The organism is Pseudonocardia sp. McavD-2-B, from assembly GCF_024124365.1.
Lineage (GTDB): Bacteria > Actinomycetota > Actinomycetes > Mycobacteriales > Pseudonocardiaceae > Pseudonocardia > Pseudonocardia alni.
In genome coordinates this window covers 1-24,489 of the sequence record NZ_JAMXSG010000019.1, presented here as the reverse complement: position 1 = coordinate 24,489, position 24,489 = coordinate 1, and the positions used below count along the sequence as shown (strand labels likewise).

Sequence of the window (24,489 nt, the reverse complement as noted above, 5' to 3'; positions counted from 1 at the left end):
CCCTCGGCGGGTCAGTGCCAGGGCTCGACCCGGCCGATGATCGTCCCGCCGCGGACCGCACCGGGCTCGGCCACCCGCACGGTGAATGTCCCCAGCGCGAGGAAGCGCAGGGTGACCGTGCCCCCGGCGCTGACGTCGAGGGCACGGCCCTGCTCCGGGACCAGCACCCGGCGCGCGACGTCGCTGCCGACGGTGAGCACCACCGTCGTCCCGCGGCGCACCTGCACCGTTGGGACGGCGGGCTCCGGATGCGTCGCGGAGTGGTCGAACCGGACCGCGGTGAGGCCCTGCGAGTCGGCCCTGGCGGTGACCGTCGGACCACTCACGACGGTGCCGGCGGTCGATCCGGCCGCACCGCAGCCCGCAGCGGCCGGGAAGAGGACGAGCACCCCGGCGAGCAGCAGCCGGGCCGGTCTCCGCATGCCTCCATGCTGCCGGATGCGCGTCCGACGACCCCGCCCGGTGCACCCGTTCGTGGCGTTCGGCACGATCGGGGCGTGAGCCCGCACCCCAGCGCACCCGTTCCCCCGACGCTCTTCGACGACGAGCGCGAGCAGCGCTGGCGGTCCCGGTTCACCGCGGTGCGCATGTCGCGCCCCGGCTGGGCCCGCGACGCACCGGCCCGCTCGGTCTACGTGTCCAACGCGACCGGGACCTTCGAGATCCACGCCTGGGACCGCGACTCCGGGGAGCACCGCCAGGTCACCGACCGGCGCAACGGCACCACCTCGGCCGTGCTGCCGCCGGACGGCGGGCACGTCTGGTGGTTCGCCGACACCGACGGCGACGAGTTCGGCCACTGGGTCGCCCAGCCGTGGTCCTCCACGGCGGGCACCGACACCGTGCCCGCCGTCCCCGGCGCCGGCGACGGCTACCCGGCGGGCCTGGAGATCGGCCGCCGGGTCACCGCGATCGGGGTGTCCACCGACGACGGCACGGTCCTGGCGGTGCACGAGCGCGGCTCCGGCACCGACGCCCGGGAGATCTACCGGCACACCGAGGACGCGGGCGTCGGCGCGCTGTCGGAGGACGAGACGCTGCTGGCGATCTCGCACTCCGAACACGGCGACTCGCGGCACCCGTCGCTGCGGGTGCTCGACGTCGCCACCGGGGACACCGTCGCCGAGCTGCACGACGGGCCCGGCCGCGGCCTCGCCGCGCTGGAGTTCTCCCCCGTCGCGGGCGACCAGCGGCTGCTCGTCGGCCACGAGCGCCGCGGCCGTGACGAGCTGCTGGTCTGGGATCCGACCACCGGTGAGGTCACCGAGCTCGCGGTCGACCTGCCCGGCGAGCTGGTCGGCGGGTTCGTCCCGGACGCCTCCGCGCTGCTTATCGCGCACACCCACGCCGCCCGCACCCGGCTGTTCCGCTACGTCCTGGCATCCGGCGAGCTGACCGAGCTGCCCACCGCGCCCGGCTGCGTCGGGTCCGCCGAGGTCCGCGACGACGGCACCGTCGAGTACTCCGCGTCGTCGGCGGCCACCCCGTCGCAGATCCGGGCACTGCGCCCGGACGGCACCGACGAGGTGCTGGTCGCCCCGCCCGGGGAGCGCCCGCCCGGCTCGGTCGCCGTCCGCGACGTGTGGACCGGGGTCCCGGCCGGGCAGGTGCACAGCCTGGTCGCCGAGGCGCCGCGCGTCGACGGCCGTCCGGCGCCCGCGGTGTTCGTGCTGCACGGCGGTCCGCATGCCGCCGACGAGGACCGTTTCGACGCCGGCCGCGCCACCTGGGTGGAGGCGGGGTTCACCGTCGTCGAGGTGAACTACCGCGGTTCCACCGGCTACGGCTCGGCCTGGCGGGACGCGATCGAGGGCAGGCCGGGGCTGACCGAGCTGGAGGACGTCGCCGCCGTCCAGGACGCGCTGGTCGCCGACGGCACCGTCGACCCGGTCCGCTGCGCCGTCGACGGCTGGTCCTGGGGCGGGTACCTGTCGCTGCTCGCCGCCGGGACGCAGCCGCAGCGGTGGGCCGCGGCCGTCGCCGGGGTGCCGGTGGCCGACTACGTCGCCGCCTATGCCGACGAGATGGAGCAGCTGCGCGCGTTCGACCGGGCGTTGTTCGGCGGCTCCCCCGACGAGCTGCCCGACCTCTACCGGGAGGCCTCGCCGCTGACCTACGTCGACGAGGTCCGGGTCCCGGTCCTGGTGCTGGCCGGGGAGAACGACCCGCGCTGCCCGATCCGGCAGATCGACAACTACCTGGACGCGCTGGCCGGACGCAGGGACGTGACCTACGAGGTCAGCCGGTTCGACGCCGGGCACGGCTCGCTGGTGGTGTCCGACCAGCTGGACCTGATCGCGACCGAGGTCGACTTCGTGCGGCGGGCTCTGGGCTAGTCGCCGAGCAGACCCAGCACGTTCTCCGGCGGCCGGCCGACGACGGCCCGCTCGCCGTCGATCACCACGGGCCGCTCGATGAGCTTCGGCTCGGCGGCCAGCGCGTCGAGCAGGGTGTCCCGGTCGGCGCCGGCGAGGCCCTGCTCGCGGAACGCGGGCTCGCCGGTGCGGGTGATCGCGAGCGGGTCCTCGGTGCCGAGCGCGGCCAGGGCCCGCTCCAGCTCGGCGCGGGTCGGCGGGTCGTCGAGGTAGCGCCGCACCGTCGGTTCGACGCCGCGGTCGGTCAGCAGCGCGAGGGCGGCGCGGCTCTTCGAGCAGCGCGGGTTGTGCCAGATCTCCACACCCCGAGCCTAGGACGCACGACGGCCCCGGGGGTGTCCCCGGGGCCGTCGCTCGGTGCGCGGAGCGGTCAGCCGCCGTTGCGGACGGCCTGCTCGATCCGGTCGCTGATGTTCTTGTCGACGTTGCGCCAGTACTCGAAGGCGCGCTGCAGCACGGGCTCGGTCACGCCGTCGAGCAGGTGCCCGGCGACGTTGCCGACGAAGCGCTCGCGGGCGGCGTCGTCGAAGACCTCGCGGACCATGATCCCGGCCTGGCCCCAGTCGTCGTCGGACTCGCGCAGGGAGTACGCGCTGCGGACCATCTCACCGTCGGCGTACCAGAGGGCCTCGGAGACGCGCTTCGGGTCGGCCGCCGGGCCGCCGTAGGAGTTGGGCGCGTAGATCGGGTCACGGGTGTTCGTGATCCGCATGACGCCGTCCTTCTGGTAGTTGTTCACCTCGCTGCGGGGCGCGTTGACCGGGATCTGCTTGTAGTTGACCCCGAGCCGGGCGCGGTGGGCGTCGGCGTAGGAGAACCCGCGGGCGAGCAGCATCTTGTCCGGCGACAGCCCGGTGCCGGGCACCAGGTTGTTCGGCTCGAACGCGGCCTGCTCCATCTCGGCGTGGTAGTCCTCGACGTTCCGGTCCAGCGTCAGCTTCCCGACCTTGATCAGCGGGTAGTCGCTGTGCGGCCACACCTTGGTCAGGTCGAACGGGTTGTACCGGTAGGTCTTGGCGTCGGCGAACGGCATGACCTGCACGTACAGCGTCCAGGACGGGTGGTTGCCCGCCTCGATCTCGTTGTAGAGGTCGGCCTGGTGGTAGTCGGGGTCCGAGCCGGCGAGGGTGTCGGCCTCGTCCTGGGTCAGGCACTCCACGCCCTGGTCGGACTTGAAGTGGTACTTCACCCAGACCATCTCGCCGGCCTCGTTGATCCAGCTGTAGGTGTGGCTGGAGTAGCCGTTCATCTGCCGCCAGGTCTTCGGGATGCCCCGGTCGCCCATGAGCCAGGTGACCTGGTGCGCCGACTCCGGCGACAGCGTCCAGAAGTCCCACTGCATGTCGTGGTCGCGCAGGTTGTTCGCGACGCGCCGCTTCTGGCTGCGGATGAAGTGCTGGAACTTCATGGGGTCGCGGACGAAGAAGACCGGCGTGTTGTTGCCGACCATGTCCCAGTTGCCCTCGGTCGTCCACAGCTTCAGCGAGAAGCCGCGCGGGTCGCGCCAGGTGTCGGGGCTGCCGCGCTCACCGGCGACGGTCGAGAACCGGATCACGCCACGGGACTCGACGCCCGGCTGGAGGAACGCGGCCTTGGTGTACTGCGAGACGTCCTCGGTGGTCTCGAACCGCGCGAACGCCCCACCGCCCTTCGCGTGCGGCTGACGCTCCGGGATGCGCTCCCTGTTGAAGTTCGCCATCTGCTCGATGAGGTAGTGGTCGTTGAGCAGGAGCGGGCCGTCGGGGCCGATCGTCAGCGAGTGCTCGTCGCTGGCGACCGGGCTGCCGGAGTCCGTGGTGGTGGGCTTGGGCTGGTGCGACGTGGTCACGGCCGAGCCTCCTCGTACGCGTGGTGGGTGGGGCGGGCGGTGCCCCGCCGGGTCGACCGGGACGCTCCCGCGGCTGCGCGGCCGCGTCGCGGTCGGCGGTGTTCGGTCCCCAGGGACTTCCCGTGGGGTCCCGGCCGAAACCCGAAACCGGTGCGCGACGACGACGGGCGCGGGTCAGGATGGGGTCGTGCCCGACACCGCCGCCACCGCACCCCGCGCCGGCCCGGGTGCGTTCGCCGACGTGCTGCGCCTGCCCGGGGTCGGTGCGATCACCGCGATCGGCATGGCCGCCCGCATCCCCGCGACGGCCGTCGGCGTCACCCTGACCCTGCACACCGTCACCACGCTCGGCCACGGCTTCGGCGCCGCCGGGCTGGTCGCCGCCGCGGTCCCGACCGGGATGGCGATCGGCGCCCCGCTGCTCGGCACGATGGTCGACCGGCACGGGCTGCGGCCGGTCCTGGCGCTGACGATGACCGCGGGCCTGCTGTTCTGGTCGGTGGCGCCGCTGCTGGGTTACGCCGGTCTGCTCGGCGCCGCCTTCGTCGCCGGCATCCTGACCCTCCCGGTGTTCTCGCTGGTCCGGCAGGTCATCGCGGCCGCCGTCCCGGCCGGACGACGCCGCCCCGCCTTCGCGCTGGACTCGATGACCGTCGAGATCTCCTACATGACCGGGCCCGCCGTCGGGTCGCTGCTGACGGTGTGGCTGGGCTCGGCGACGACGATGCGCGTGATCGGCGCCGGGTTCGTCCTGGCCGGGATCGCGCTGTGGCGGCTCGACCCACCGGTCCGCGCCGACGGCGACGGGGCCGCCCGCACCGGCCCCCGCCCTCCGCTGCGCAGCTGGCTGACCCGGCCGCTGGTCGGCGCGCTGCTGGCGGTGACCGCCGCAGTGATCGCGATCATGGGCACCGAGTTCGCGTTCATCGCCGCCCTCACCTCCTCCGGGCAGGCGTGGGCGATCGCGCTGGTCAACGCCGTGTGGTGCCTGGCGTCGCTGGTCGGCGGGTTCCTCTACGGCAGCGCGCGCCGCGGCCTCCCGCTGCCGCTGCTGCTCGCCGCGCTCGGGCTGGCGACGCTCCCGGCGGCGCTGGCCTGGTCGTGGTGGAGCCTGCTGTTCCTGCTGCTCCCCGCAGGTCTGGCGACCGCGTCGACGCTCGCGGCGGGCAGTGCCGCGATCGGCGACCTCGCCCCGGACCGGGTGCGTGGCCTGGTCACCGGCCTGCAGGGCTCCGCGACGACGCTCGGCATCGCCATCGCGACCCCGCTGGCGGGGGTACTGGTCGACACCGCCTCCCCCGGCGTGGCGATGCTGGCCTGCGGGTCGGTCGCGGTCGTCGCCGCCGGGGTGGCGGCGCCGCTGCTGCGCGTCCGCACCTGACCGGCCGGGGCTGCACACGGGCGGCGGAGTCACCGAGATGCACCTCAGCGGGAATTGTGGATCTTCCAGGCCCGCTGGGCTGCATCTCGGCGATCCCGCTGCCGCCGAGACGCACCTCAGGGTTGTCCGAATCGCTCCGCCGGGGCCCTGAGCTGCACCTCGACGTGCGAACGGTCGACGAGCGGTCGCGCAAGTCGGACACTGAGAGAGTCCACAGACGATCGGCGCAGCGCACCGTCCGGATGCGGCGGGCGCGTGGGCCCCTCGGGCAGACTGGATCGAGTGAGCGCACCGCCCCACCCCGACTCCGAGACCCAGCCCATCCCGAGTGGGCGGCCCCGTCGTCGGGGAGGTCGGGTGCGCTGGGGGTTCGCGCTGTTCCTCGGTGCCGCCGCCGCGCTCGCGACGCTGCCCGACCTCGTCGGTCTCGACGCCCACTCCCCGTTCGCGCAGGTCATCGCCTTCCGGCCGCTGATGGTCGCCGCGCTCGGCGTGCTGGTGGTGATCGGCCTGCTGATCACCCTGGCCGCCCGCCGGTTCTGGCCGGTGCCGGTCGTCCTCGCGCTGGTCGCGCTGGTCGGCGCGGCGATGGTGCTCCCGCGCACCCTGGCCGACCCCGCGCCCACCGGCGGCACCCCGCTGAAGGTGCTGGCGCTCAACGTCTACGAGGGCAACGCCGACGCCGACTCCCTCGCCGCGCTCGTCGCCGCGGAGAACCCCGACGTCGTCTCGATCCCGGAGGCGGGCGGCCGCTACGAGAGCGAGATCGCGCCGCTGCTGGAGCCGCTGGGCTACCGGACGGCGTCCAGCGTCGACCGCTGGGACCGCGACGTCACCGGCAACACCGTGGCCTGGTCGAACCGGCTCGGCGACGTCCGCACCCGGATCGGCAAGGACGTCCGCTTCGACTACATCGAGATCACCGGCGGCGGCCTGGGGAACCTGCGCTTCGTCGCGTTCCACTCCGTCGCGCCGGTCCCGCGCTCGGTCGGGCAGTGGCGCTCGGACCTGGAGACCGTCGCGAAGTGGTGCTCCGCGACGAGCCCGGCGATCGTCGCCGGCGACTTCAACGCGAGCCTCGACCACTCGGTCTTCCGCAACGCGATCCAGGGCTGCGGCGACGCGGGCTCGCAGACCGGCAACGGGCTGGCCGGAACCTGGCCGACCTGGGCGCCGTCGTGGCTGGGGCCGCAGATCGACCACATCGTCTACAACGGCGGGATCGCCGCCGAGTCCTTCGGGACGCGGTTGGTGCCCGGCACCGACCACCGCGCGATCGTGGCGACGCTGCGCCTCCCCTAGACCCGCACACGACGACGGCCGCCGCCCCGGGCTCCGGGGCGGCGGCCGTCGAACGTGCGGAGGGGTCGGTCAGCCGGCCGCGGCGACCGTCTCCGCCACCTCGTAGGTGTTCAGGGCGGCACCCTTGCGCAGGTTGTCCCCGCACACGAACAGCTCCAGGGTGTTCGGGAAGTCCAGCGACTGCCGGATCCGGCCCACCACGGTCGGGTCCCCACCGACGGCGTCGGCCGGGGTCGGCCACTCGCCGGCGGCCGGGTCGTCCTTGACGACGATCGTCGGCTGCGCGCCGAGAACCTTGCGGGCGGCGTCCACCGAGACCTCCGAGGAGAAGGTCGCGTGGATCGCCAGCGCGTGCGTGGTGACGACCGGGACGCGCACGCAGGTCGCGGAGACCTTGAGCTCCGGGATCCCGAGGATCTTGCGGGACTCGTTGCGGACCTTCAGCTCCTCCGACGACCAGCCGTCGTCCTTGAGGGAGCCGGCCCACGGCACGACGTTGAGCACCAGCGGAGCCGGGAACGGCGAGTCGCCGCCGACCGGGATGCCGGCCTCGGTCAGGACGGCCGCGACGTCGCCGGCGGCCTTGCCGAGGTCCTTGCCGGCGACCGCGGACAGCTCGGCCTGCAGCTGGTCGATGCCGGGCTGGCCGGCACCCGACGCGGCCTGGTATGACGACACGACCAGCGCCTCGAGCCCGAACTCGCGGTGCAGCGCACCCATCGCCGCCATCATCGACAGCGTCGTGCAGTTCGGGTTCGCGATGATGCCCTTGGGCCGCTCGGTCACCTTCTCCGGGTTCACCTCGGGCACCACGAGCGGGACCTCGGGGTCCATCCGGAACGCGCCGGAGTTGTCGACGGCGATCGCGCCGCGGGAGGCGGCGATCGGCGCCCACTCGGCGGAGACCTCGTCGGGGACGTCGAACATCGCGATGTCGACGCCGTCGAAGACCTCGGGCTTCAGCTCCAGGACGGTGATGTCCTGGCCGCGGACCGTCAGCACCTTGCCGGCGCTGCGGGCCGAGGCGATCAGGCGGATCTCGCCCCACGGCACCGACTCGCGGGAGTCGATGATCTCGATCATGGTGGTGCCGACGGCACCGGTCGCGCCGACCAGCGCGAGAACGGGCTTGTCCATGGCCATCTCAGCTCACCGGCCCGTTCCGGCGGCGACCACCGCGTCGTCCTCGGCGCCGAGCTCGAACGCCTCGTGCAGCGCCTGCACCGCGTCGTCGAGCTGGTCGGAGCGGCAGATGACCGAGATCCGGATCTCCGAGGTGTTCATGGTCTCGATGTTGATCCCGGCGTCGGAGAGCGCCTCGCAGAACTTCGCGGTGACGCCGGGGTGGTTGCGCATACCGGCGCCGACCAGCGAGACCTTGCCGATGTCGTTGTCGTAGATCAGCTCGGTGAACCCGATCTCGCCCTTCGCGCGCTCCAGCGCCGCGACGGCGGTGTCACCGTCGGTGCGGGGCAGCGAGAAGGTGATGTCGGTCTTCTTGTCCGACACGTTGGAGATGTTCTGCAACACCATGTCGATGTTGATCTCCGCGTCGGCGACCGTGCGGAAGATCTTCGCCGCCATGCCGGGGGTGTCCGGCACCCCGGTGACGGTGATCTTGCCTTCGGACCGGTCGTGGGCGACGCCGGTGATGATCGGATTCTCCAACGGGATCTCCTCGATCGAGCCGGAGACCAGGGTGCCCGGCTTGTCGTTGTAGGAACTGCGCACCCGCAGCGGGACGCCGTAGCGGCGGGCGTACTCGACGGCGCGCAGGTGCAGCACCTTGGCGCCGGACGCGGCGAGCTCGAGCATCTCCTCGTAGGTCACCGTCTCGAGCAGGCTCGCCTTGGAGACGATCCGCGGGTCGGCGGTGTAGACGCCGTCGACGTCGGAGTAGATCTCGCAGACGTCGGCGTTCAGCGCGGCCGCGAGCGCGACGGCGGTGGTGTCCGAGCCGCCGCGGCCCAGCGTGGTGATGTCGCGGGAGTCCGCGCTCATGCCCTGGAAGCCGGCGACGAGCACGATGTGCCCCTCGTCGAGGGCCTCACGCAGGCGCCACGGGTTCACCTCGGTGATGCGGGCGTCACCGTGCTTCGAGGTGGTGAGCATGCCCGCCTGCGAGCCGGTGAACGACCGGGCCTCCGCGCCGAGGGCGTGGATCGCCATCGCGACGAGTGCGTTCGAGATCCGCTCACCGGAGGTGAGCAGCATGTCCATCTCCCGCAGCGGGGGCTTCGGGGAGATCTGCTCGGCGAGATCGGTCAGCTCGTCGGTGGTGTCCCCCATGGCGGACACGACGACGACGACATCGTGGCCCTCCTTGCGGGTACGGACGATGCGCTCGGCGACCTTCTTGATCCGCTCAGCGTTCTCGACCGACGAACCGCCGTACTTCTGCACGACGAGGGCCACGCCGACCTCCAATCCTGGCTCCGCGGTGGGAGCCGTCGGGTGCTCTCTCTTCGACCGCCGGAATGCGCAGGTGACGCACCGGCGGCGTTGGTCGGAACGGAACAGTACCGGCGAGCGCCGTCCGTTTTCAGGATCTGGACGGTCACCGATGACCCAGACCACACGGGCTCGCCCGCGGACCCCCCGCTCGGGTATGTGCGCGGGCCGCACGGCCCCGGGCCGGGGGCTCAGGCCCGGACGGGCTGCTGCCTGCCGCGGTGCCGACGGACCGCGTCGGTGTTGCCGCAGCGTGCGCTGCAGTACCGCTGCCTGCCGTTGCGGGAGACGTCGGCGTAGACGCGGGTGCAGCCCTCGGCGGCGCACCGGCCGAGCCGGTCCATCCCCCGGGTCGCCAGGTGGGTGGCGGTGCCGGTCGCGAGCAGGGCGCGCAGCACACCGGCCAGGCCCAGACCGTCGTCGCGGTGGTGCAGGTGCCAGTGGCCGTCGTGGTCGGTGAGGCGTGGCGGCCCGGTCGACTCGGCGAGCAGGGCGTTGAGCAGCCGTGCCCGCTCCGCGCCCGGCTCGGCGTCGACGACCGCCTCCCACCGGCGCAGGAAGTCGAGCACCGTCGGCAGGTCGGCGCCGACCGGGTCCCAGTCGCGCGTCACCCCGGCGGCGAGACAGCGCGCGACGAGCTCCCCGGTCGACGACGGCGGCGCGTTCACCAGGTCGGCGGCGAGGAGCACCGGCCGAGCGCGGGTAGGCCCCCTCAGGCCGCGGGACGCGCCAAGCGCTCGACGGCCGCGGCGATCTCCAGCAGGGCGCGGTCGGCGCCGTGGCGGGCGACGAGCTGGACCCCGACCGGGAGCCCGTCGGGGGTCCGGCCGAAGGGCACCGAGACGGCAGGGCAGCCGGTCACGGTGATCAGGTACGCCGAACGCATCCAGTCCAGGTAGGACGCCATCGGGACGCCGTCCACGGTGGCCGGAAACTCCTGGTCGGCCGGGAACGGCGGCACCTGCGACACCGGCAGCACCAGCACGTCGTGCTCGGTGAAGAACTCCCGCATCCGCTGGGCGAGCGTCGTGCGGCGCTGGTACGCGACGGCGACGTCAGCGCCGGTCAGCGCCTCGCCTGCCCTGATGTTCGCGGCCAGCGAGGCCTTGAACTCCTGCGGGTGCACGGCGAGCTGCATGCCGAACCGGGCCTGGAAGTGCCAGGCGCGCAGGGTGCGGAAGCACTCGTCGGCGCCGGTCAGGTCGGGCGCGGTGCCCGAGACCGCCGCCCCGGCGCCGGCCAGTGCGTCACCGGCCGCCTCGACGACCGCGGCGACGGAGCGATCCACGGTGAACGCGCCACCGAGGTCGGCCGACAGCGCCACGCGCAGCCCGGCGAGCGGGACCGGGCGCAGCGGCGGGGCGAAGGTCTCCCCCGGGTCGCCCAGGGCGTGCGGGGCGCGCGGGTCCGGACCGGCGAGCACCGACAGCAGCAGCGCGGCGTCGTCGGCGGTGCGGGCCATCGGGCCCCCGGTCGACGTGGTCTCCCACATGTTCGACGACGGCCACTCCGGCACCCGTCCCCACGAGGGACGCAACCCCACGACCCCGCAGAACGACGCCGGGTTGCGCAGCGAACCGCCCATGTCCGACCCCTCGGCCAGCGGGACCATCCCGGCCGCCAGCGCGCACGCCGCGCCGCCGGACGACCCACCCGCGGACCGCGTCGGGTCGTGCGGGTTGACCGTGGTGCCGAAGACGCGGTTGAACGTGTGCGAACCGGCCGCGAACTCCGGCACGTTGGTCTTGCCGATCGGCACCACGCCGGCGGCCCGGATGCGCTCGACGATCAGGTCGTCGGTGTCGGGGACGTGGTCGGCGAACAGCGGCGAGCCGTAGGTCGTCCGCCACCCCGCGACGGCGTGGGTGTCCTTGAACGCGAACGGCAGCCCGTGCAGCGGCCCGACCGTCGCACCGGAGGCCAGCCGCTCGTCGGCGGCGGCGGCACCCGCCCGCGCGCGCTCCACGTCGAGGGAGACGACGGCGTTGAGCTCGGGGTTGCGGGCCTCGATCCGGGCCAGGTGCAGGTCCATCAGCTCGCGGGCCGAGATCTCCCGGGCGCGCAGCGCCGCGACCTGCTCGCGGGCGCTCGAGGCGACCGTGACGGTCACCGCGACCGCACCAGGACGGCCCCGACGCCGGTGGGTCGGTTAGGGCTCATGGGTGGTGCTCCTCCGGGCCGGACGGGTCCGGCGTCGCGGCGCCGGCACGTCCCGGCATCCTGCCACCGCATCCGCGCCCGGCGCGGGGACGTGTCAGACCCGGCGCAGCAGCCGCACGACCACCGTGGTGATGATCAGCCACAGGATCGCGGCGACCCCGTAGTTCAGGGTGACGGCCATCTTCGGCTGGGACGGGGTGAACAGGTCACCGAGACCGAGGTTCAGCTGGGCCGCCCAGGAGGACACGAACTCGGTGAGGAAGTTCGCCGGGTTGGCGTCGAGCAGGGTCAGCACGATGTGCGCGACCAGGATGGCCACGATCACCAGGCCCACGATCCGCACGATCGTCGCGATGATGCCCATGCCCTGCCGCACGGTCGTACCCACGGTTGCCGCCATCACAAACCCCTTCGTCACGGACGGCGTCATGGTTGCACCGCCGCATCCTCACTGCCCTTCCAACGAGGGGAAACGCCGCTGGTTGTGATCACTTCGTTGCGAGCCGGGACTCGGGGGCCGGGTTCGACCGTGCGGGTGGCGACTTGCCGCGCAACGGGGGTTCGGGTCTACGGTAGGAGGCATGGCGCGCCTGCTCCTTCGCCGCCGCGGCGGGGTCTGAACCGACCGGCCCCTCGTCGCGGGGTTTCGCGTGTCCGCCGGTCGCCACGACGGCACGACGACGGAGCATTCCCGTGACCACCTCTCCCGACGCCTACGAAGCCCGCGCCCGCAGCAACGTCCGCACCCCCGAGGGCGCGCCGCACGCGACCCAGCCCGCCTGGAACCGGCAGCGCGGCTCGCAGATGCCGGTCCACCGGTACAAGCCCTTCCATCAGCTGGTCGAGCCGGTCTCGCTGCCCGACCGCACCTGGCCGGACAAGGTCATCGACACCGCGCCGCTGTGGTGCGCGGTCGACCTGCGTGACGGCAACCAGGCACTGATCGACCCGATGAGCCCGCTGCGGAAGCGGCGCATGTTCGACCTGCTGGTACGCATGGGCTACAAGCAGATCGAGGTCGGCTTCCCGGCGGCGAGCCAGACCGACTTCGACTTCGTCCGCGAGATCATCGAGCAGGGCGCGATCCCGGAGGACGTGCAGATCCAGGTCCTGACCCAGGCCCGCCCGGAGCTGATCCAGCGGACCTTCGAGGCCTGCGAGGGCGCGCACTCGGCGATCGTCCACCTCTACAACTCGACGTCGATCCTGCAGCGCCGGGTCGTCTTCCGCTCCGACCGCGCGGGCATCACCAAGATCGCCACCGACGGCGCGGAGGAGGTCAGCAAGTTCGCCGAGAAGTACCCGGCGACCGACTGGACCTTCCAGTACTCCCCGGAGTCGTACACCGGCACCGAGCTGGAGTACGCCGTCGAGATCACCAACGCGGTGAGCGCGATCTGGCAGCCGACGGCCGAGCACCCGATGATCGTCAACCTGCCGGCGACGGTCGAGATGGCGACGCCGAACGTCTACGCGGACTCCATCGAGTGGATGCACCGCAACCTGGCCCGCCGCGACTCGCTGGTGCTGTCGCTGCACCCGCACAACGACCGCGGCACCGGCATCGCCGCCGCCGAGCTGGGCTACCAGGCCGGAGCCGACCGGATCGAGGGCTGCCTGTTCGGCAACGGCGAGCGCACCGGCAACGTCGACCTGGTCGCGCTGGGCATGAACATGTTCACCCAGGGCGTCGACCCGCAGATCGACTTCTCCGACATCGACGAGGTCCGGCGCACCGTCGAGTACTGCAACCAGCTGCCGGTGCACGAGCGCCACCCGTGGGGCGGCGACCTGGTCTACACCGCGTTCTCCGGCTCCCACCAGGACGCGATCAACAAGGGCTTCGCCGCGATGGAGGCCGACGCCGCGGAGGCCGGTCACCCGGTCGCCGACCACACCTGGGAGGTCCCGTACCTGCCGGTGGACCCGAAGGACATCGGCCGCACCTACGAGGCCGTCATCCGGGTCAACAGCCAGTCCGGCAAGGGCGGCATCGCCTACATCATGAAGACCGAGCACCAGCTCGACCTGCCGCGCCGGCTGCAGATCGAGTTCAGCCACGTCATCCAGGCCTTCACCGACACCGAGGGTGGCGAGGTCGAGCCCAAGGCCATGCGCGACGCGTTCGACGTCGAGTACCTGGGCCGCGAGACCCCGCTCAAGCTGGTGCGCCACCGCGTCCACAGCGACGGCGAGGGCCGCGACGAGATCGTCGCGACCGTGCGCGTCGAGTCCGACCTGCACGAGATCGCCGGCTCCGGCAACGGACCGATCGCGGCGTTCGTCGACGCTCTGGCCGGGATCGGGTTCGACGTGCGGGTGCTCGACTACCACGAGCACGCGATGGGCGGCGGTGACGACGCCCGCGCCGCGGCCTACGTCGAGTGCGCCGTCGAGGAGAAGGTGTTCTGGGGCGTCGGGATCGACAGCTCGATCACCAGCGCCAGCCTCAAGGGCGTCGTGAGCGCGATCAACCGCGCCCTGCGCTGAGTCCGCGCACCCCGCCCTGCCCCCAGGGTCACTCTCGTAGCGCTCTAAGCCACGAAAGTTCCCCTGGGGGCACCGCAGGGGAACCGCGAGGGCACCGCGGGGCCGGGGCTCAGCGGCCGATCGCGTCGCCGAGGGTGATCTGCCGGTCGGGATCCCGCGGGCCGGTGTCCGGTGCGGCGGCGGCCTCGGCCTCGTCGGCGGTCACCTCGTGCGGGGTGATCCGCCCGTCGCGGACGGCCTCGGCGTGGTGGCAGGCGACCCGGTGCCCCGAGGTGTCGCCGTCGAGCACGCGCAGCTGCGGGCGCTCGGTGGAGCACCGGTCGTCCTGGCGCCACGGGCAGCGGGTGTGGAACCGGCACCCGGACGGCGGCGCGGCGGGCGAGGGCAGGTCCCCGGACAGGAGGATCCGCTCGCGGGTGTCCTCCACGGTCGGGTCCGGCTGGGGCACCGCCGAGAGCAGGGCCCGGGTGTAGGGGTGCAGCGGGCCGTCGTAGAGCGCGCGGGCGGGCGCCTCCTCCACGATCGACCCGAGGTACATCACCCCGACCCGGTCCGACACGTGCCGCACGACGGCCAGGTCGTGCGCGATCACCAGGTAGGTCAGGCCGAGCTCGCGCTGCAGCGAGCGCAGCAGGTTGAGCACCTGGGCCTGCACCGACACGTCCAGCGCCGAGACCGGCTCGTCGGCGACGACGAGGTCGGGCTCCACGCACAGGGCCCGGGCGATCCCGATGCGCTGACGCTGCCCGCCGGAGAACTCGTGCGGGTAGCGGCGCAGCGCGGACTCCGGCAGCCCCACCGCGCGCATGAGCTCGGCGAGCCGGTCCGGACCGGCCTCGATCCCGTGCGCGGCCAGGCCCTCGCGCAGCAGCGACCCGACCGACTGGCGCGGGTCCAGGCTGGACATCGGGTCCTGGAACACCATCTGGAACCGGCGGCGCATCCGGCGCAGCGGCTCCCCCTTCAGTGCGGCGACGTCGGTGCCGTCGAAGGACACCGTGCCCGCGGTCGGCTCGGTGAGCTTGAGGATCGCCCGCCCGAGGGTCGACTTGCCGCAGCCGGACTCGCCGACCAGGCCGTAGGTCTCACCGCGCTCGATCCGCAGCGAGACGCCGTCGACGGCCCGGACGTGCCCGACGGTGCGCTGCACCAGCACACCCCGGGTGATCGGGAAGTGGACCTGCAGGTCCTCGACCTCCAGCAGGGGGCTCATGCCGTCGCTCCGATCGGCTCGGGATTGTGGCAGCGCAGCAGCCGGCCCGCCTCGTCGTCGGCCACCGGGGTGACCGAGGTGCAGGTCTCCAGCGCCCGCGGGCAGCGCGGCGCGAACGCGCAGGCGTGGTCCCAGGGCAGGTTGTCCGACACCGACCCGGTGATCGCGGGCAGCTCCGCGGCGGGGTCGGAGTCCAGCCGCGGGATCGACCGGATGAGCCCCGAGGTGTACGGGTGGCGCGGTCCCCCGAACAGGGCGTGCCGCTCCGCGCGTTCCACGACCCGGCCGCCGTAGAGGACGTTGACCCGGTCGCAGAGCCCCGCGACGACGCCCAGGTCGTGCGTGATCATGATGAGTGCCGTTCCCGTCTCGGCGACGAGCTCGCGCAGCAGCTCCAGGATCTGGGCCTGGATGGTGACGTCGAGGGCGGTGGTCGGCTCGTCGGCGATGAGCAGCTTCGGCCGGCAGGCGAGCGCGATCGCGATGAGCGCGCGCTGGCGCATCCCGCCCGACATCTGGTGCGGGTAGGCCGACACGCGTCGTGCCGGGTCGGGGATGCCGACCCGCTCCAGCAGGGAGACGGCCTCCGTACGCGCCTCGTGCTTGCTCATCCCGCGGTGCCGGGTGAGCGCCTCGGTGATCTGGACACCCACCGGGACGACCGGGTTCAGCGACGACAGCGGGTCCTGGAAGACCATCCCGATGTCGCGGCCGCGCCGCTCGCGCAGCTCGGCGTCGGACAGGGTGAGCAGGTCGACGGACTCGTCCCCGGAGGAGAACAGCACCGAGCCGCCCACCCGGGGGGTGCGGCCCGGCAGCAGTCCCATGATCGCCAGGGAGGTCACGGACTTGCCGCAGCCGGACTCGCCGACCAGGCCGACGACCTCGCCGGGGCGGACGTCGAACGACACCCCGTCGACGGCGACGACGTCGGCCTCACCCCGCCGCACGAAGCGCACGGACAGGTCCTGGACCTGCAACAACGGGTTCATCGGAGGTGTGGTCATCTCCGGCCTTTCGGGTCGATGGCCTCGCGCAGCGACTCACCGAGCAGCGTGAACCCGAGCGCGACGACGATGATCGCGATCGCCGGGTAGACCGCCAGCCCGGGCCGGACGTCGAGGTAGGGCTGCGCGGAGGCGAGCATCAGGCCCCACTCGGCGCGGGCCGGGTCGGCGTCGCCGAGGCCGAGGAAGGACAGCGCGGCCGCGTCGAGGATCGCCGTCGCCAGGGTCAGCGTGGCCTGCACGATCACCGGGCCGATCGCGTTGGGCAGCATGTGCCGCAGCACGACCGCCCGTCGCTTCACGCCGAGCGCGGTGGCCGCAAGGATGTGGTCGGAGTCGCGCTGGGCGAGCATCGACCCGCGCAGCAGCCGCGCGAAGATCGGCACGTTCACCAGCGCGACGGCGATGATGACCGTGGTCTGGCTGGGCCGGGCGGCCAGCGCCGCGACCGAGATCGCGAGCAGCAGCGACGGGATCGACAGCAGCACGTCGGTGACGCGCATGAGGACGGTGTCGATCCACCCCCCGAACGCGCCGGCGACCACGCCGATGACCAGGCCGGCGGCGAGCCCGAACACGGTCGCGAGCACGCCGACGAGCAGGGTCTGACGCGACGCCAGGATCATCCGGGAGAACTCGTCGCGGCCGTTCTGGTCGCTGCCGAGCAGGAAGCCGGGCTGCGGTCCGGGGATCGAGCCGGGGCGCAGCTGGTCGAGCAGCTGCGGGAACGCCTGGGCCGGGTCGTGCGGGGCCAGCAACGGCGCGAACACCGAGACCAGCACGAACACCCCGATGATCACCGCCCCGACAATCGCGGTGGGGCTGCGGCGCAGCCGGCGCAGTGCGTCCGCGGACAGACTGCGGCCGGCGGTGTCGTCGATCCGGTCCTTCCGCCGCTGCGCCCAGGTGGTCGGTGCGCTCATCGCAGCCTCACCCTCGGGTCGATCACGGCGTAGGACAGGTCGACGAGCAGGTTGACCAGCACGTAGATGAGTGCGCCGAGCAGCACCACGGCCTGCAGCCGCGGGTAGTCGCGGCGCTCGATGCCCTCGGCGATCAGGGTGCCGATGCCGGGCCGGTTGAACACCTTCTCCGTCAGCACCGCACCGGCGAGGAGCAGGCCGGTCTGCAGACCGATCGTCGTCGAGACCGGCAGCAGCGCGTTGCGCAGCACGTGCCGGCCGCGGACGGTGCCCGGCGCGAGCCCCTTGGCGTTGGCGGTGCGGACGAAGTCGGACTCCAGCACGTCGAGCACCGAGGCCCGGGTGATCCGCACGATGACGGCGAGCGGGATCGTGGCGAGGGTGACGGCGGGCAGCACGAGGTGCAGCAGCGAGTCCCAGCTGGCGTCGAACTCGCGGGTCAGCAGGCCGTCGAGGGTGGGGAAGCCGGTGACCGAGGTGGCGTCGATGCCGGTCGACTGCAGTCCGGACGGCGGGAACAGGCCGAGGTCGACGGCCAGGAACTGCTTGAGCACGTAACCGAGGAAGAACACCGGCACGGCGACGCCGACCAGGGTCCCGACGATGGTCAGGTTGTCCCAGATCCCGCCGCGGTGGCGGGCGGCGAGGTAGCCCAGCGGGATCCCGAGGGCGACGGCGAGCAGCAGCGCCGACAGGGACAGCTCGATCGTCCCCGGCAGCGCGCGGCCGAGCTCGGTGATCACCGGGTCACCGGTGACCAGCGAGGCGCCGAAGTCGCCGGTCAGCGCCCGGCCGAGGTAGTGCAGGTACTGGATCGGGATGGGCTGGTCCAGGCCCAGCGTCTTGTTCAGTGCCGCGATCGACTCCGGGGTCGCCTTGTCTCCGAGCAGCGCACCGGCCGGTCCGCCGGGCAGCGAGCGCAGCCAGGCGAACAACAGCACGGACAGGATGAGCAGCGTCGGGACGACCTGGAGCAGGCGGCGCGCGACGAAGCGCAGCATGCGTGGATGTCCTCAGTGGTGGGAGGCGGGACACGCGACCGGGCGCCGCGGGGTCTCCGCGGCGCCCGGGGCACGGTCAGTTCTTGCTGACGGAGACGAAGCGCTCGTCGGTCAGCGGCGACGGGATCACGCCCTGCACGTTCGGTCCGACGACGATCGCCGGGCCGGTGGTCAGGATCGGCACGGCCGGCAGGTACTTGGCCATGATGTCCTTGTTCGCCTGCTGGTACGCGGCGGCGTGACCGGCCGGGTCCGGGATGGAGTCGGCCTTGGCCAGCTCGGCGAACATCGCCGGGTCCTGCGGCCCGAACTCGGCCTTCTCCCGGCCGAAGAACGTGCCGACGAAGTTGCCGGCGTCGTTGTAGTCGCCGGTCCAGCCGAGCATGTGCAGGTCGTGCTTGCCCGCCTTCTGGACGTCGTCCTTGTAGCCGCCGTTCCACGGCCGCGCGACCGGGTTGACCGTGATGCCGACGGCCTTCAGGTTCGCCGACATCGCCGAGAACAGGTCCGCCGGGTTCGGCATGTAGGGCCGGGTGATCTCGGTCGGGTAGTAGAAGTTCAGCGTCAGGTTCTGCGCGCCGGCCTCGGCGAGCAGCTGCTTGGCCTTCTCCGGGTCGTACGGGTACTGGGTGACGTCGTCGGCGTAGCCCGCGACGGTCGGCGGCACGAACTCCTTCGCGACCGCGGAGCCCTCGGGCATCTTGGTGCGGACCAGCGACTCGCGGTCGATGGCGTACGCGAGCGCCTGGCGGACCCGCAGGTCCTTGAGCTTCGGGTTGTTCTTGGTGTTGATGCCCATGTAGAGCAGCGAGAACGGCTGGCGGATCAGCACCTGGTCACCCTGGTCCTTCAGGGTCTGGTAGTCCGCCGGGGACGGGTAGTCGTAGCCGTCGATGGTGCCGGCGGCCAGCTCCTGCTTGCGGGCGTTCTCGTCGGGGATGATCTTGAAGATGAGCCGGTCGAGCTTCGCCTTCTCGCCCCAGTACTGGTCGTTGCGGACCAGGGTGATCGTGTTGTTCGCCTTGTCGAAGCTCTCGAACTTGAACGGCCCGGTGCCCGTCGGGTGCTCGTTCGCATAGGCGGGGTAGGTGAAGGAGTCACCACTCTGGGTGACGGCGTCGGCGTCGTACTGCTTGAGCGCCGCCGGGCTGGAGATCGAGAACGACGTGAGGCCGAAGGCGGCCGGGAACGCGCCCTTGAACTTGTTCAGCGCCAGGACGGCGGTGTTCGGGCTCTGCGCCGTGCAGGACTTGTACAGCGGGGCGCCCGAGGCGTCGCCCTCGTTCTTGGCGAAGCCCTCGAAGACGTCGCCGTAGTAGATCATCTGGCTCTGCGCCGCGGCGCCCTTCATGGTGAACCAGCGGTCGAAGTTCGCACAGACCGCGGTCGCGTCGAGCGGCGTGCCGTCGTGGAACGTGACGCCCTCGCGGAGGGTGAACGTCCAGGTCTTGCCGTCCGGCGTGGACTTCCACTCGGTGGCCAGGCCGGGCTCGAGCTCGGTGGTCCCGGGCTTGTAGGTGATCAGCGTGTCGAACATCTGCCGGGCCGGGCGGAAGCTCTCGCCGTCGTCGTTGAAGATCGGGTCGAAGTTCTTCGGCGCACCCGCGGCGCCGAACACGAACGTCCCCCCGGCGGCGTCGCCACCCGCTCCGCGCTCCGAGCTCGCGCAGGCGGTCATGCCCACTGCGAGCACGCCCGCCATGACCGCCGTCATCCACCGTCTGCGCATTCCGGTCCCCTCGTCGGCAGAGGCGTCCACCCGATGTGTGCGTGCGGACACCTGATGACGGGGAAACCTATAGCGGTCCGTTACCAACCGGTAGACCCTTGCGTCACGATAGTGCTACGAACTGGTACGCACGTCCCGTTCGTCCGGGCCGTCGTCGACGGCCGACCGGTGCGCGTCCCGGTGGGCCGACACCGCGGCCCGCGAGGCGTCCTCGCCGAGCGCGGCGGCCCGGACCTCGTCGAAGACCTCGCGGTAGGTGCGCAGGTCGGCGGGCGACTCCAGGAACGACTCCCCCGCGTGCCCCTCGGTGTGGACGACGTCGGGGCCGAGCTCGTCGGGGACGGTCAGGATCGCGAAGCGGCCGGCGTGCGCCCGCTGCGGCCCGGCGCCGAACGGGAGCACGCGCAGCGTCACGTCGGGCAGGCCCGACAGCGTGAGCAGCCGGTCGAGCTGCTCGGCCATCACCGCGGGGCCGCCGGTCGCGCGGGCGAGCACGGCCTCGTCGACGACGGCGTCGAGCACCAGTGGCGGCGTCGCGGTGAGCGCCTCGTGGCGACGTCCGCGCAGCCGCACGAGCTGGTCGATCTCCCAGTCCGGGCGCCCCGGGAGCCGGGCACGCAGCGCGGCGTGTGCGTAGGCGGGCGTCTGGAGCAGCCCGTGCAGCACGGTCAGGTCGAACGCGGCGACGGCGGTCGCGTCGGACTCGGCGGCGGCGTAGCGCCCCGGCGGCGGCAGGAAGTGCGGGTCACTGCGCAGGCCCTCGGTGAACGGCTCCCACCAGCCGCGGGTGCGGCTCTCGGTGACGAGCCGCTCGAGCATCTCCGCCTCGACCCCGGCGACTCCGCCGTAGACCTCGACCAGCGCGGCGACGTCGGCCGGGCGCGGCACCCCCTTGCCGTTCTCCAGCCTGCTGATCTTCGACGTCGAGCAGCCCACGCCACCCGCGGCGTCCTCCAGCTTCAGACCGGCGTTGACGCGCAGCCTGCGCAGTTCGGCGCCCAGCCGTCGTCGCGCGCCGGTCGGCTCCTGCTCCACCTCGCGCTCCCTCCGTGGCCCCGCCGTGCAATCTACAGTTCTGTGCAATTCCCTGTGCCTGCAATTGCACGGACGCGTGTCGTCGTGCATCCTGGAGTCACCCGGACGTGACGGCGGACACACCAACCGTGGCGACCGGGGACCACGGACCGACCGCGACACACGAAGGGAGATTGACATGATCCGCAGGACGCAGGTGCCGCACACAGGCACGCACCACAGCGCCCGTACCGGGCGGTGGTCGCCGTGATCGCGCTGGTGGCGGTGGCCATGGCCGGGCTGGCCACGCTGGTCGTCTCGGCGATCGTGATCGGGGTGACCGAGCGGCGCCGGAGCGAGGCGTGGCGCCGGATCGCCGAGCAGCGACGCCGGGAGTGGGAGCGCAGGCAGCGCCAGCTCCACGGCCGGCCGCACCACGTGGACGCGTGGGGCGACGAGGATTCCGACTGACACCGCTCTCGAGACCCACCGGGAAGGAAGGACGGCGCAGCGGCGGGGGGTTGCTGCGCCGGGTGGCCGGTCACGGCCGGGGCAACGCGCCCTGGACGGACCGGCCCGTCCTGTGTCCGGGGGCTAGAGGGCCCGCCGGCCGGCGAGCGCGCGGCCGAGCGTCATCTCGTCGGCGAACTCCAGGTCGCCGCCCATCGGCAGGCCGGACGCGAGCCGCGTGACGCTCAGGCCCGGGAAGTCGCGCAGCAGCCGGACCAGGTAGGTCGCGGTCGCCTCGCCCTCGGTATTGGGGTCGGTCGCGATGATGACCTCGGAGATCTCGGTCTCGTCGGTCGCCGGACCGGTGCCACCGAGGCGGGCGAGCAGCTCGCGGATCCGCAGCGTGTCCGGGCCGATCCCGGCCAGCGGGTCGAGCGCACCGCCGAGCACGTGGTAGCGCCCCTTGAACTCCCGGGTCCGCTCGACGGCCAGGACGTCCTTGGGCTCCTCGACCACGCACACCAGCGTCGGGTCGCGTCGCGCGTCGGAGCAGTAGCGGCAGCGGGTGTCCGACGCGACGTTGCCGCACACGTCGCAGAACGCGACGCCCTGCTTGACCGTCTGCAGGACCTCCTGGAGCCGGTTGATGTCGGCCGGGTCCGCGGCGAGCAGGTGGAACGCGATGCGCTGGGCGCTCTTCGGACCGACCCCGGGCAGGCGCCCCAGCTCGTCGATCAGGTCCTGGACCGGTCCTTCGAACACCTCAGGCGCCCGGGAGGCCCAGGCCGCCCATGTCGAGACCGCCGGCGAGCGGACCCATCTTCTCCTGCTGCAGCTCCTGCGCACGGCGGACCGCGTCGGCGAGCGCGCCGGCGACGAGGTCCTGCAGGGTCTCGACGTCCTCGGGGTCCACGACCTTCGGGTCGATCCGCACCGAGCGCGGCTCCAGGCCCGCGGTGACGGTGACCTCGACCAGCCCGTTCCCGGCCTGGCCGGTGACCTCGGCGGTCGCGAGCTCGGCCTGGGCCTGCTGGAGCTGCTGCTGCATCTTCTGGGCCTGCTGCAGGATCATCTGCATGTCGGGCTGACCGGGTTGCACGCGTACCCCTCGCTGTCGGGTCCGGCTCGCGCGATCGGGGGCTTCCCCGGCGCGACCGGCGCGGACGTGTCCTTCTCCCAGGGTAGACGTGTCAGGCTGACCGACCGTGCGCGCCCTGATCCGTTCCGCCACAGCCGTCCTCCCGGCCGTCGTCGCGCTGCTGTGCGCCGGCTGCGGCGCAGCGGCACCGGCTCCGCCCTCGGTCGACGCGACCCCGGTACCGGCCGCGACGACCCGTTCGCTGCCCACCACCCCGGCGCCGGTCCCCGCCCCCGTCGTGCTGCTCGACCCCGGGCACAACGGCGGCAACGCCGCGGACCCTGCCGCGGTGAACCGGCCGGTCCCCGACGGGCGCGGCGGGACCAAACCGTGCAACACGACCGGCACCTCCACGAACGCCGGCTACGCCGAGCACACCTTCACCTGGGACCTGGCCGGGCGGGTGCGGTCCCGGCTGGAGGCCGCCGGTGTGCGGGTGGTGCTCACCCGCTCCGACGACGACGGCGTCGGCCCCTGCGTCGACGCCCGCGGTGCGGCGGGCGGCCGGGCCGGTGCGGCGCTGGCCGTGTCGCTGCACGCGGACGGCGCGGCGGCCTCGGCCCGCGGGTTCCACGTCGCGTACGCGGAGCCCGCGGTGCACGGGACCGGACCGGCGTCGCTGCGCCTGGCCACCGGGCTGCGGGACGCGCTCCGCTCGGCCGGGTTCGCCCCGGCCGGTTACATCGGCCGCGACGGGCTCGACGGCCGCGAGGACCTGGCCGGCCTGAACATCTCGACCGTGCCGACCGCGCTGGTGGAGGCGGGCAACATGCGCAACGCCGGCGACGCCGCCGTGCTCACCGACCCCGCCGGGCGGGACCGGATCGCGGCGGCGGTGGCCGCTGCGGTGCTGGCACAGCTGCGCCGCTGACCACCTGCGCCCCGGCCACCACCCGTCCGGGCCGGGGGTCAGCGCGGGTCGATCGCGCGGGCCCCCAGGTGCGAGGTGAGGATCTCCAGCGCGGCGGCCTCGGGGTCCCGACGGGCGCCCGGCGACGCCGCCTCGGCCGCGGCCTCGGCGAGCATGTCCTCCTCCTCGGCGGCCTGGTTCCGTACCGGGGCGGGTCGTGCGCCCGGACCGTCGCCCCCCTGCGGTCCGGCATCACGAGGGTCCGGCGGTGCGTCCTCCGGCGGCGGCTCCGGCGGCAGCGGGACGTCGGGGTCCCCCGCGGGACGGCGGGTGGGCCGCCCGCCCTGCTCGCGCTGCGGGGCGTCGCGCTGGGAGGGGCGCTGCGGCACCGCCCGCTGCGCGCGTTCCGGTGTGGCGGCGCGACGCGCGGTCGCGGCCTCCCCGGTGTCGCAGTGGACCCGCCACTGGACCCCGAGGACGGCGCGCAGCGCATCGGCGATCACATCGGTGTTGCGCGCCTCGGACAGCCGCCGGGCCAGCGGCGGGGCGCCGATCGCGAGGACCAGGGTGTCGCCGTCGACCGCCCGGACGGTGGCGTTGACCAGCAGCGCCTCGGTGCTGCGGCTGCGCTGACGGACAGCGGCGAGGATCTCCGGCCAGACCCGGCGGACCGCCGTCGCGTCCAGCGACGACGCCGACGACACCGGCTGTGCCGACTCCGGCGGTACGGCGTCGGCGGGGGCGCCGTCGCGGGGCGGGGCGGGACGACGGGCCGGGGCCTCCTGCGCGGTGGGCTCCTCGGTCCCGCCCGCTCCCGGCCCGTCCGCCCGGCGACCGTCCGCCTGCCGCCCCTCTGCGGCCGGGCCGTCCGTACCCGGGCCCTCGGCAGCAGGTCCGTCGGCAGCCGGGCCGTCCACCGGGGCCGGGCCGGCGGTCGCCGGAGCGCGTTCCCCGGAACGCTCCGCACCGGACTCCGCACCGGCGGAGGGAGCAGCGGGCCTGCCCGAGGACGCCGCCTCCGTCGCGGCGCCGCCCGGTCCGCGTGGCCCGGTCGCCTCCTCGGCGTGGGGTGCCGTGGCGCCCGCCGGCCGGGTCCCGGCATCCGCGGCCGCGGGGCCACGACCGGAGCCCTCACCGCCCCGGTCCTGGACGTCGCCGCCCCGGTCCTGGGGGCCGG

Annotated in this window: 22 protein-coding genes and 1 pseudogene; 6 read left to right on the top strand and 17 right to left on the bottom strand. The window is 73.3% G+C overall.

The annotated features are described in order from the left end of the window. Positions 1-11: 11 nt before the first annotated feature. Entirely contained in the window at positions 12-422 is a 411-nt protein-coding gene (locus tag NH602_RS05180) for a hypothetical protein (RefSeq protein WP_179761302.1), read from the bottom strand. A gap of 75 nt (positions 423-497) precedes the next feature. Here NH602_RS05180 and NH602_RS05175 point away from each other — a divergent pair, with 75 nt between their 5' ends. After that, positions 498-2,336 carry a prolyl oligopeptidase family serine peptidase gene (locus NH602_RS05175; RefSeq protein WP_253067164.1) on the top strand — a complete coding sequence of 613 codons (1,839 nt, stop codon included), beginning with the start codon at positions 498-500 and terminating at the stop codon, positions 2,334-2,336. Here the strand turns inward: NH602_RS05175 and arsC are convergent. Both arsC and NH602_RS05165 read right to left on the bottom strand, forming a co-directional pair. Further along, positions 2,333-2,677, bottom strand: a complete 345-nt coding sequence (gene arsC / locus NH602_RS05170; protein WP_253067163.1) for an arsenate reductase (glutaredoxin) — start codon at positions 2,675-2,677, stop codon at positions 2,333-2,335. The genes NH602_RS05175 and arsC overlap by 4 nt on opposite strands. 68 nt (positions 2,678-2,745) lie before the next feature. After that, the gene (locus tag NH602_RS05165) at positions 2,746-4,203 is read right to left on the bottom strand and encodes a catalase (RefSeq protein WP_253067162.1); all 1,458 of its coding nucleotides are present in this window, start codon (positions 4,201-4,203) and stop codon (positions 2,746-2,748) included. 187 nt (positions 4,204-4,390) lie between these two features. Between NH602_RS05165 and NH602_RS05160 the strand changes: the two genes are divergently transcribed. Together NH602_RS05160 and NH602_RS05155 are read left to right on the top strand one after the other, a co-directional pair. Further along, positions 4,391-5,584, top strand: a complete 1,194-nt coding sequence (locus tag NH602_RS05160; RefSeq protein WP_253067161.1) for an MFS transporter — start codon at positions 4,391-4,393, stop codon at positions 5,582-5,584. A gap of 357 nt (positions 5,585-5,941) precedes the next feature. Further along, positions 5,942-6,886, top strand: a complete 945-nt coding sequence (locus NH602_RS05155) for an endonuclease/exonuclease/phosphatase family protein (protein WP_253067160.1) — start codon at positions 5,942-5,944, stop codon at positions 6,884-6,886. Between the two features lie 69 nt (positions 6,887-6,955). On the opposite strand, the gene NH602_RS05150 is transcribed toward NH602_RS05155, so the two are convergent. From NH602_RS05150 to NH602_RS05130, 5 genes are all read right to left on the bottom strand, one after another. After that, on the bottom strand, positions 6,956-8,029 hold the full coding sequence (locus tag NH602_RS05150) for an aspartate-semialdehyde dehydrogenase (protein WP_062399569.1): 1,074 nt from the start codon (positions 8,027-8,029) through the stop codon (positions 6,956-6,958). 6 nt (positions 8,030-8,035) lie between these two features. Beyond that, on the bottom strand, positions 8,036-9,301 hold the full coding sequence (locus tag NH602_RS05145) for an aspartate kinase (RefSeq protein ID WP_073575765.1): 1,266 nt from the start codon (positions 9,299-9,301) through the stop codon (positions 8,036-8,038). A gap of 227 nt (positions 9,302-9,528) precedes the next feature. After that, on the bottom strand, positions 9,529-10,026 hold the full coding sequence (locus tag NH602_RS05140) for a CGNR zinc finger domain-containing protein (protein ID WP_253067159.1): 498 nt from the start codon (positions 10,024-10,026) through the stop codon (positions 9,529-9,531). A 23-nt stretch (positions 10,027-10,049) separates the two neighbouring features. Continuing rightward, positions 10,050-11,447, bottom strand: a complete 1,398-nt coding sequence (locus NH602_RS05135) for an amidase (protein WP_253067158.1) — start codon at positions 11,445-11,447, stop codon at positions 10,050-10,052. Positions 11,448-11,591: 144 nt separating this feature from the next. Further along, the gene (locus tag NH602_RS05130) at positions 11,592-11,897 is read right to left on the bottom strand and encodes a hypothetical protein (protein ID WP_073575761.1); all 306 of its coding nucleotides are present in this window, start codon (positions 11,895-11,897) and stop codon (positions 11,592-11,594) included. 293 nt (positions 11,898-12,190) lie between these two features. Here NH602_RS05130 and leuA point away from each other — a divergent pair, with 293 nt between their 5' ends. After that, entirely contained in the window at positions 12,191-13,987 is a 1,797-nt protein-coding gene (gene leuA / locus NH602_RS05125) for a 2-isopropylmalate synthase (RefSeq protein WP_253067157.1), read from the top strand. A gap of 109 nt (positions 13,988-14,096) precedes the next feature. Here the strand turns inward: leuA and NH602_RS05120 are convergent, their stop codons facing one another. The 6 genes from NH602_RS05120 to NH602_RS05095 form a co-directional block, all read right to left on the bottom strand. Next, positions 14,097-15,200, bottom strand: coding sequence for an ABC transporter ATP-binding protein (locus tag NH602_RS05120; RefSeq protein WP_179761308.1), 1,104 nt, complete (start codon positions 15,198-15,200; stop codon positions 14,097-14,099). Next, positions 15,197-16,207: an ABC transporter ATP-binding protein gene (locus NH602_RS05115; protein WP_275939031.1), complete on the bottom strand. Its 1,011-nt coding sequence runs from the start codon at positions 16,205-16,207 to the stop codon at positions 15,197-15,199. The genes NH602_RS05120 and NH602_RS05115 overlap by 4 nt, the downstream gene beginning before the upstream one ends. Then, the gene (locus NH602_RS05110; RefSeq protein ID WP_253067156.1) at positions 16,204-17,130 is read right to left on the bottom strand and encodes an ABC transporter permease; all 927 of its coding nucleotides are present in this window, start codon (positions 17,128-17,130) and stop codon (positions 16,204-16,206) included. Before NH602_RS05110 ends, NH602_RS05115 begins: the two co-directional genes overlap by 4 nt. Then, complete coding sequence (locus NH602_RS05105; RefSeq protein WP_062399555.1) at positions 17,127-18,131, bottom strand: ABC transporter permease; 1,005 nt, start codon at positions 18,129-18,131, stop codon at positions 17,127-17,129. Before NH602_RS05105 ends, NH602_RS05110 begins: the two co-directional genes overlap by 4 nt. Before the next feature lie 76 nt (positions 18,132-18,207). After that, a complete protein-coding gene (locus tag NH602_RS05100) occupies positions 18,208-19,860 on the bottom strand; it encodes an ABC transporter substrate-binding protein (protein WP_374210129.1) in 1,653 nt (550 codons plus the stop codon). A 114-nt stretch (positions 19,861-19,974) separates the two neighbouring features. Continuing rightward, positions 19,975-20,895 (bottom strand): helix-turn-helix transcriptional regulator, encoded by a 921-nt coding sequence (locus NH602_RS05095; RefSeq protein ID WP_253067155.1) that lies wholly within the window; start codon positions 20,893-20,895, stop codon positions 19,975-19,977. Between the two features lie 246 nt (positions 20,896-21,141). Here NH602_RS05095 and NH602_RS05090 point away from each other — a divergent pair, with 246 nt between their 5' ends. Then, the gene (locus tag NH602_RS05090; protein ID WP_253067154.1) at positions 21,142-21,345 is read left to right on the top strand and encodes a hypothetical protein; all 204 of its coding nucleotides are present in this window, start codon (positions 21,142-21,144) and stop codon (positions 21,343-21,345) included. A gap of 123 nt (positions 21,346-21,468) precedes the next feature. Here the strand turns inward: NH602_RS05090 and recR are convergent, their stop codons facing one another. Together recR and NH602_RS05080 are read right to left on the bottom strand one after the other, a co-directional pair. Next, complete coding sequence (recR, locus tag NH602_RS05085) at positions 21,469-22,086, bottom strand: recombination mediator RecR (RefSeq protein WP_062399547.1); 618 nt, start codon at positions 22,084-22,086, stop codon at positions 21,469-21,471. Position 22,087: 1 nt separating this feature from the next. Then, positions 22,088-22,402: a YbaB/EbfC family nucleoid-associated protein gene (locus tag NH602_RS05080; protein WP_060713646.1), complete on the bottom strand. Its 315-nt coding sequence runs from the start codon at positions 22,400-22,402 to the stop codon at positions 22,088-22,090. A gap of 127 nt (positions 22,403-22,529) precedes the next feature. On the opposite strand from NH602_RS05080, the gene NH602_RS05075 reads away from it, so the two are divergent. Next, positions 22,530-23,333, top strand: a complete 804-nt coding sequence (locus tag NH602_RS05075; RefSeq protein ID WP_253067153.1) for an N-acetylmuramoyl-L-alanine amidase — start codon at positions 22,530-22,532, stop codon at positions 23,331-23,333. Between the two features lie 38 nt (positions 23,334-23,371). Here the strand turns inward: NH602_RS05075 and NH602_RS05070 are convergent. Then, positions 23,372-24,489 (bottom strand): annotated as a pseudogene (locus tag NH602_RS05070) (hypothetical protein); the annotation flags it as partial.

Bases quoted from the DNA above. Each gene is read 5' to 3' on its own strand.
- NH602_RS05100 (WP_374210129.1), bottom strand. From the start codon at position 19,860: ATGCGCAGACGGTGGATGACGGCGGTCATGGCGGGCGTGCTCGCAGTG.
- NH602_RS05130 (WP_073575761.1), bottom strand. From the start codon at position 11,897: ATGGCGGCAACCGTGGGTACGACCGTGCGGCAGGGCATGGGCATCATC.
- NH602_RS05080 (WP_060713646.1), bottom strand. From the start codon at position 22,402: ATGCAGATGATCCTGCAGCAGGCCCAGAAGATGCAGCAGCAGCTCCAG.
- NH602_RS05150 (WP_062399569.1), bottom strand. From the start codon at position 8,029: ATGGCCATGGACAAGCCCGTTCTCGCGCTGGTCGGCGCGACCGGTGCC.
- NH602_RS05115 (WP_275939031.1), bottom strand. From the start codon at position 16,207: ATGACCACACCTCCGATGAACCCGTTGTTGCAGGTCCAGGACCTGTCC.
- NH602_RS05105 (WP_062399555.1), bottom strand. From the start codon at position 18,131: ATGCTGCGCTTCGTCGCGCGCCGCCTGCTCCAGGTCGTCCCGACGCTG.
- NH602_RS05180 (WP_179761302.1), bottom strand. From the start codon at position 422: ATGCGGAGACCGGCCCGGCTGCTGCTCGCCGGGGTGCTCGTCCTCTTC.
- NH602_RS05120 (WP_179761308.1), bottom strand. From the start codon at position 15,200: ATGAGCCCCCTGCTGGAGGTCGAGGACCTGCAGGTCCACTTCCCGATC.
- NH602_RS05110 (WP_253067156.1), bottom strand. From the start codon at position 17,130: ATGAGCGCACCGACCACCTGGGCGCAGCGGCGGAAGGACCGGATCGAC.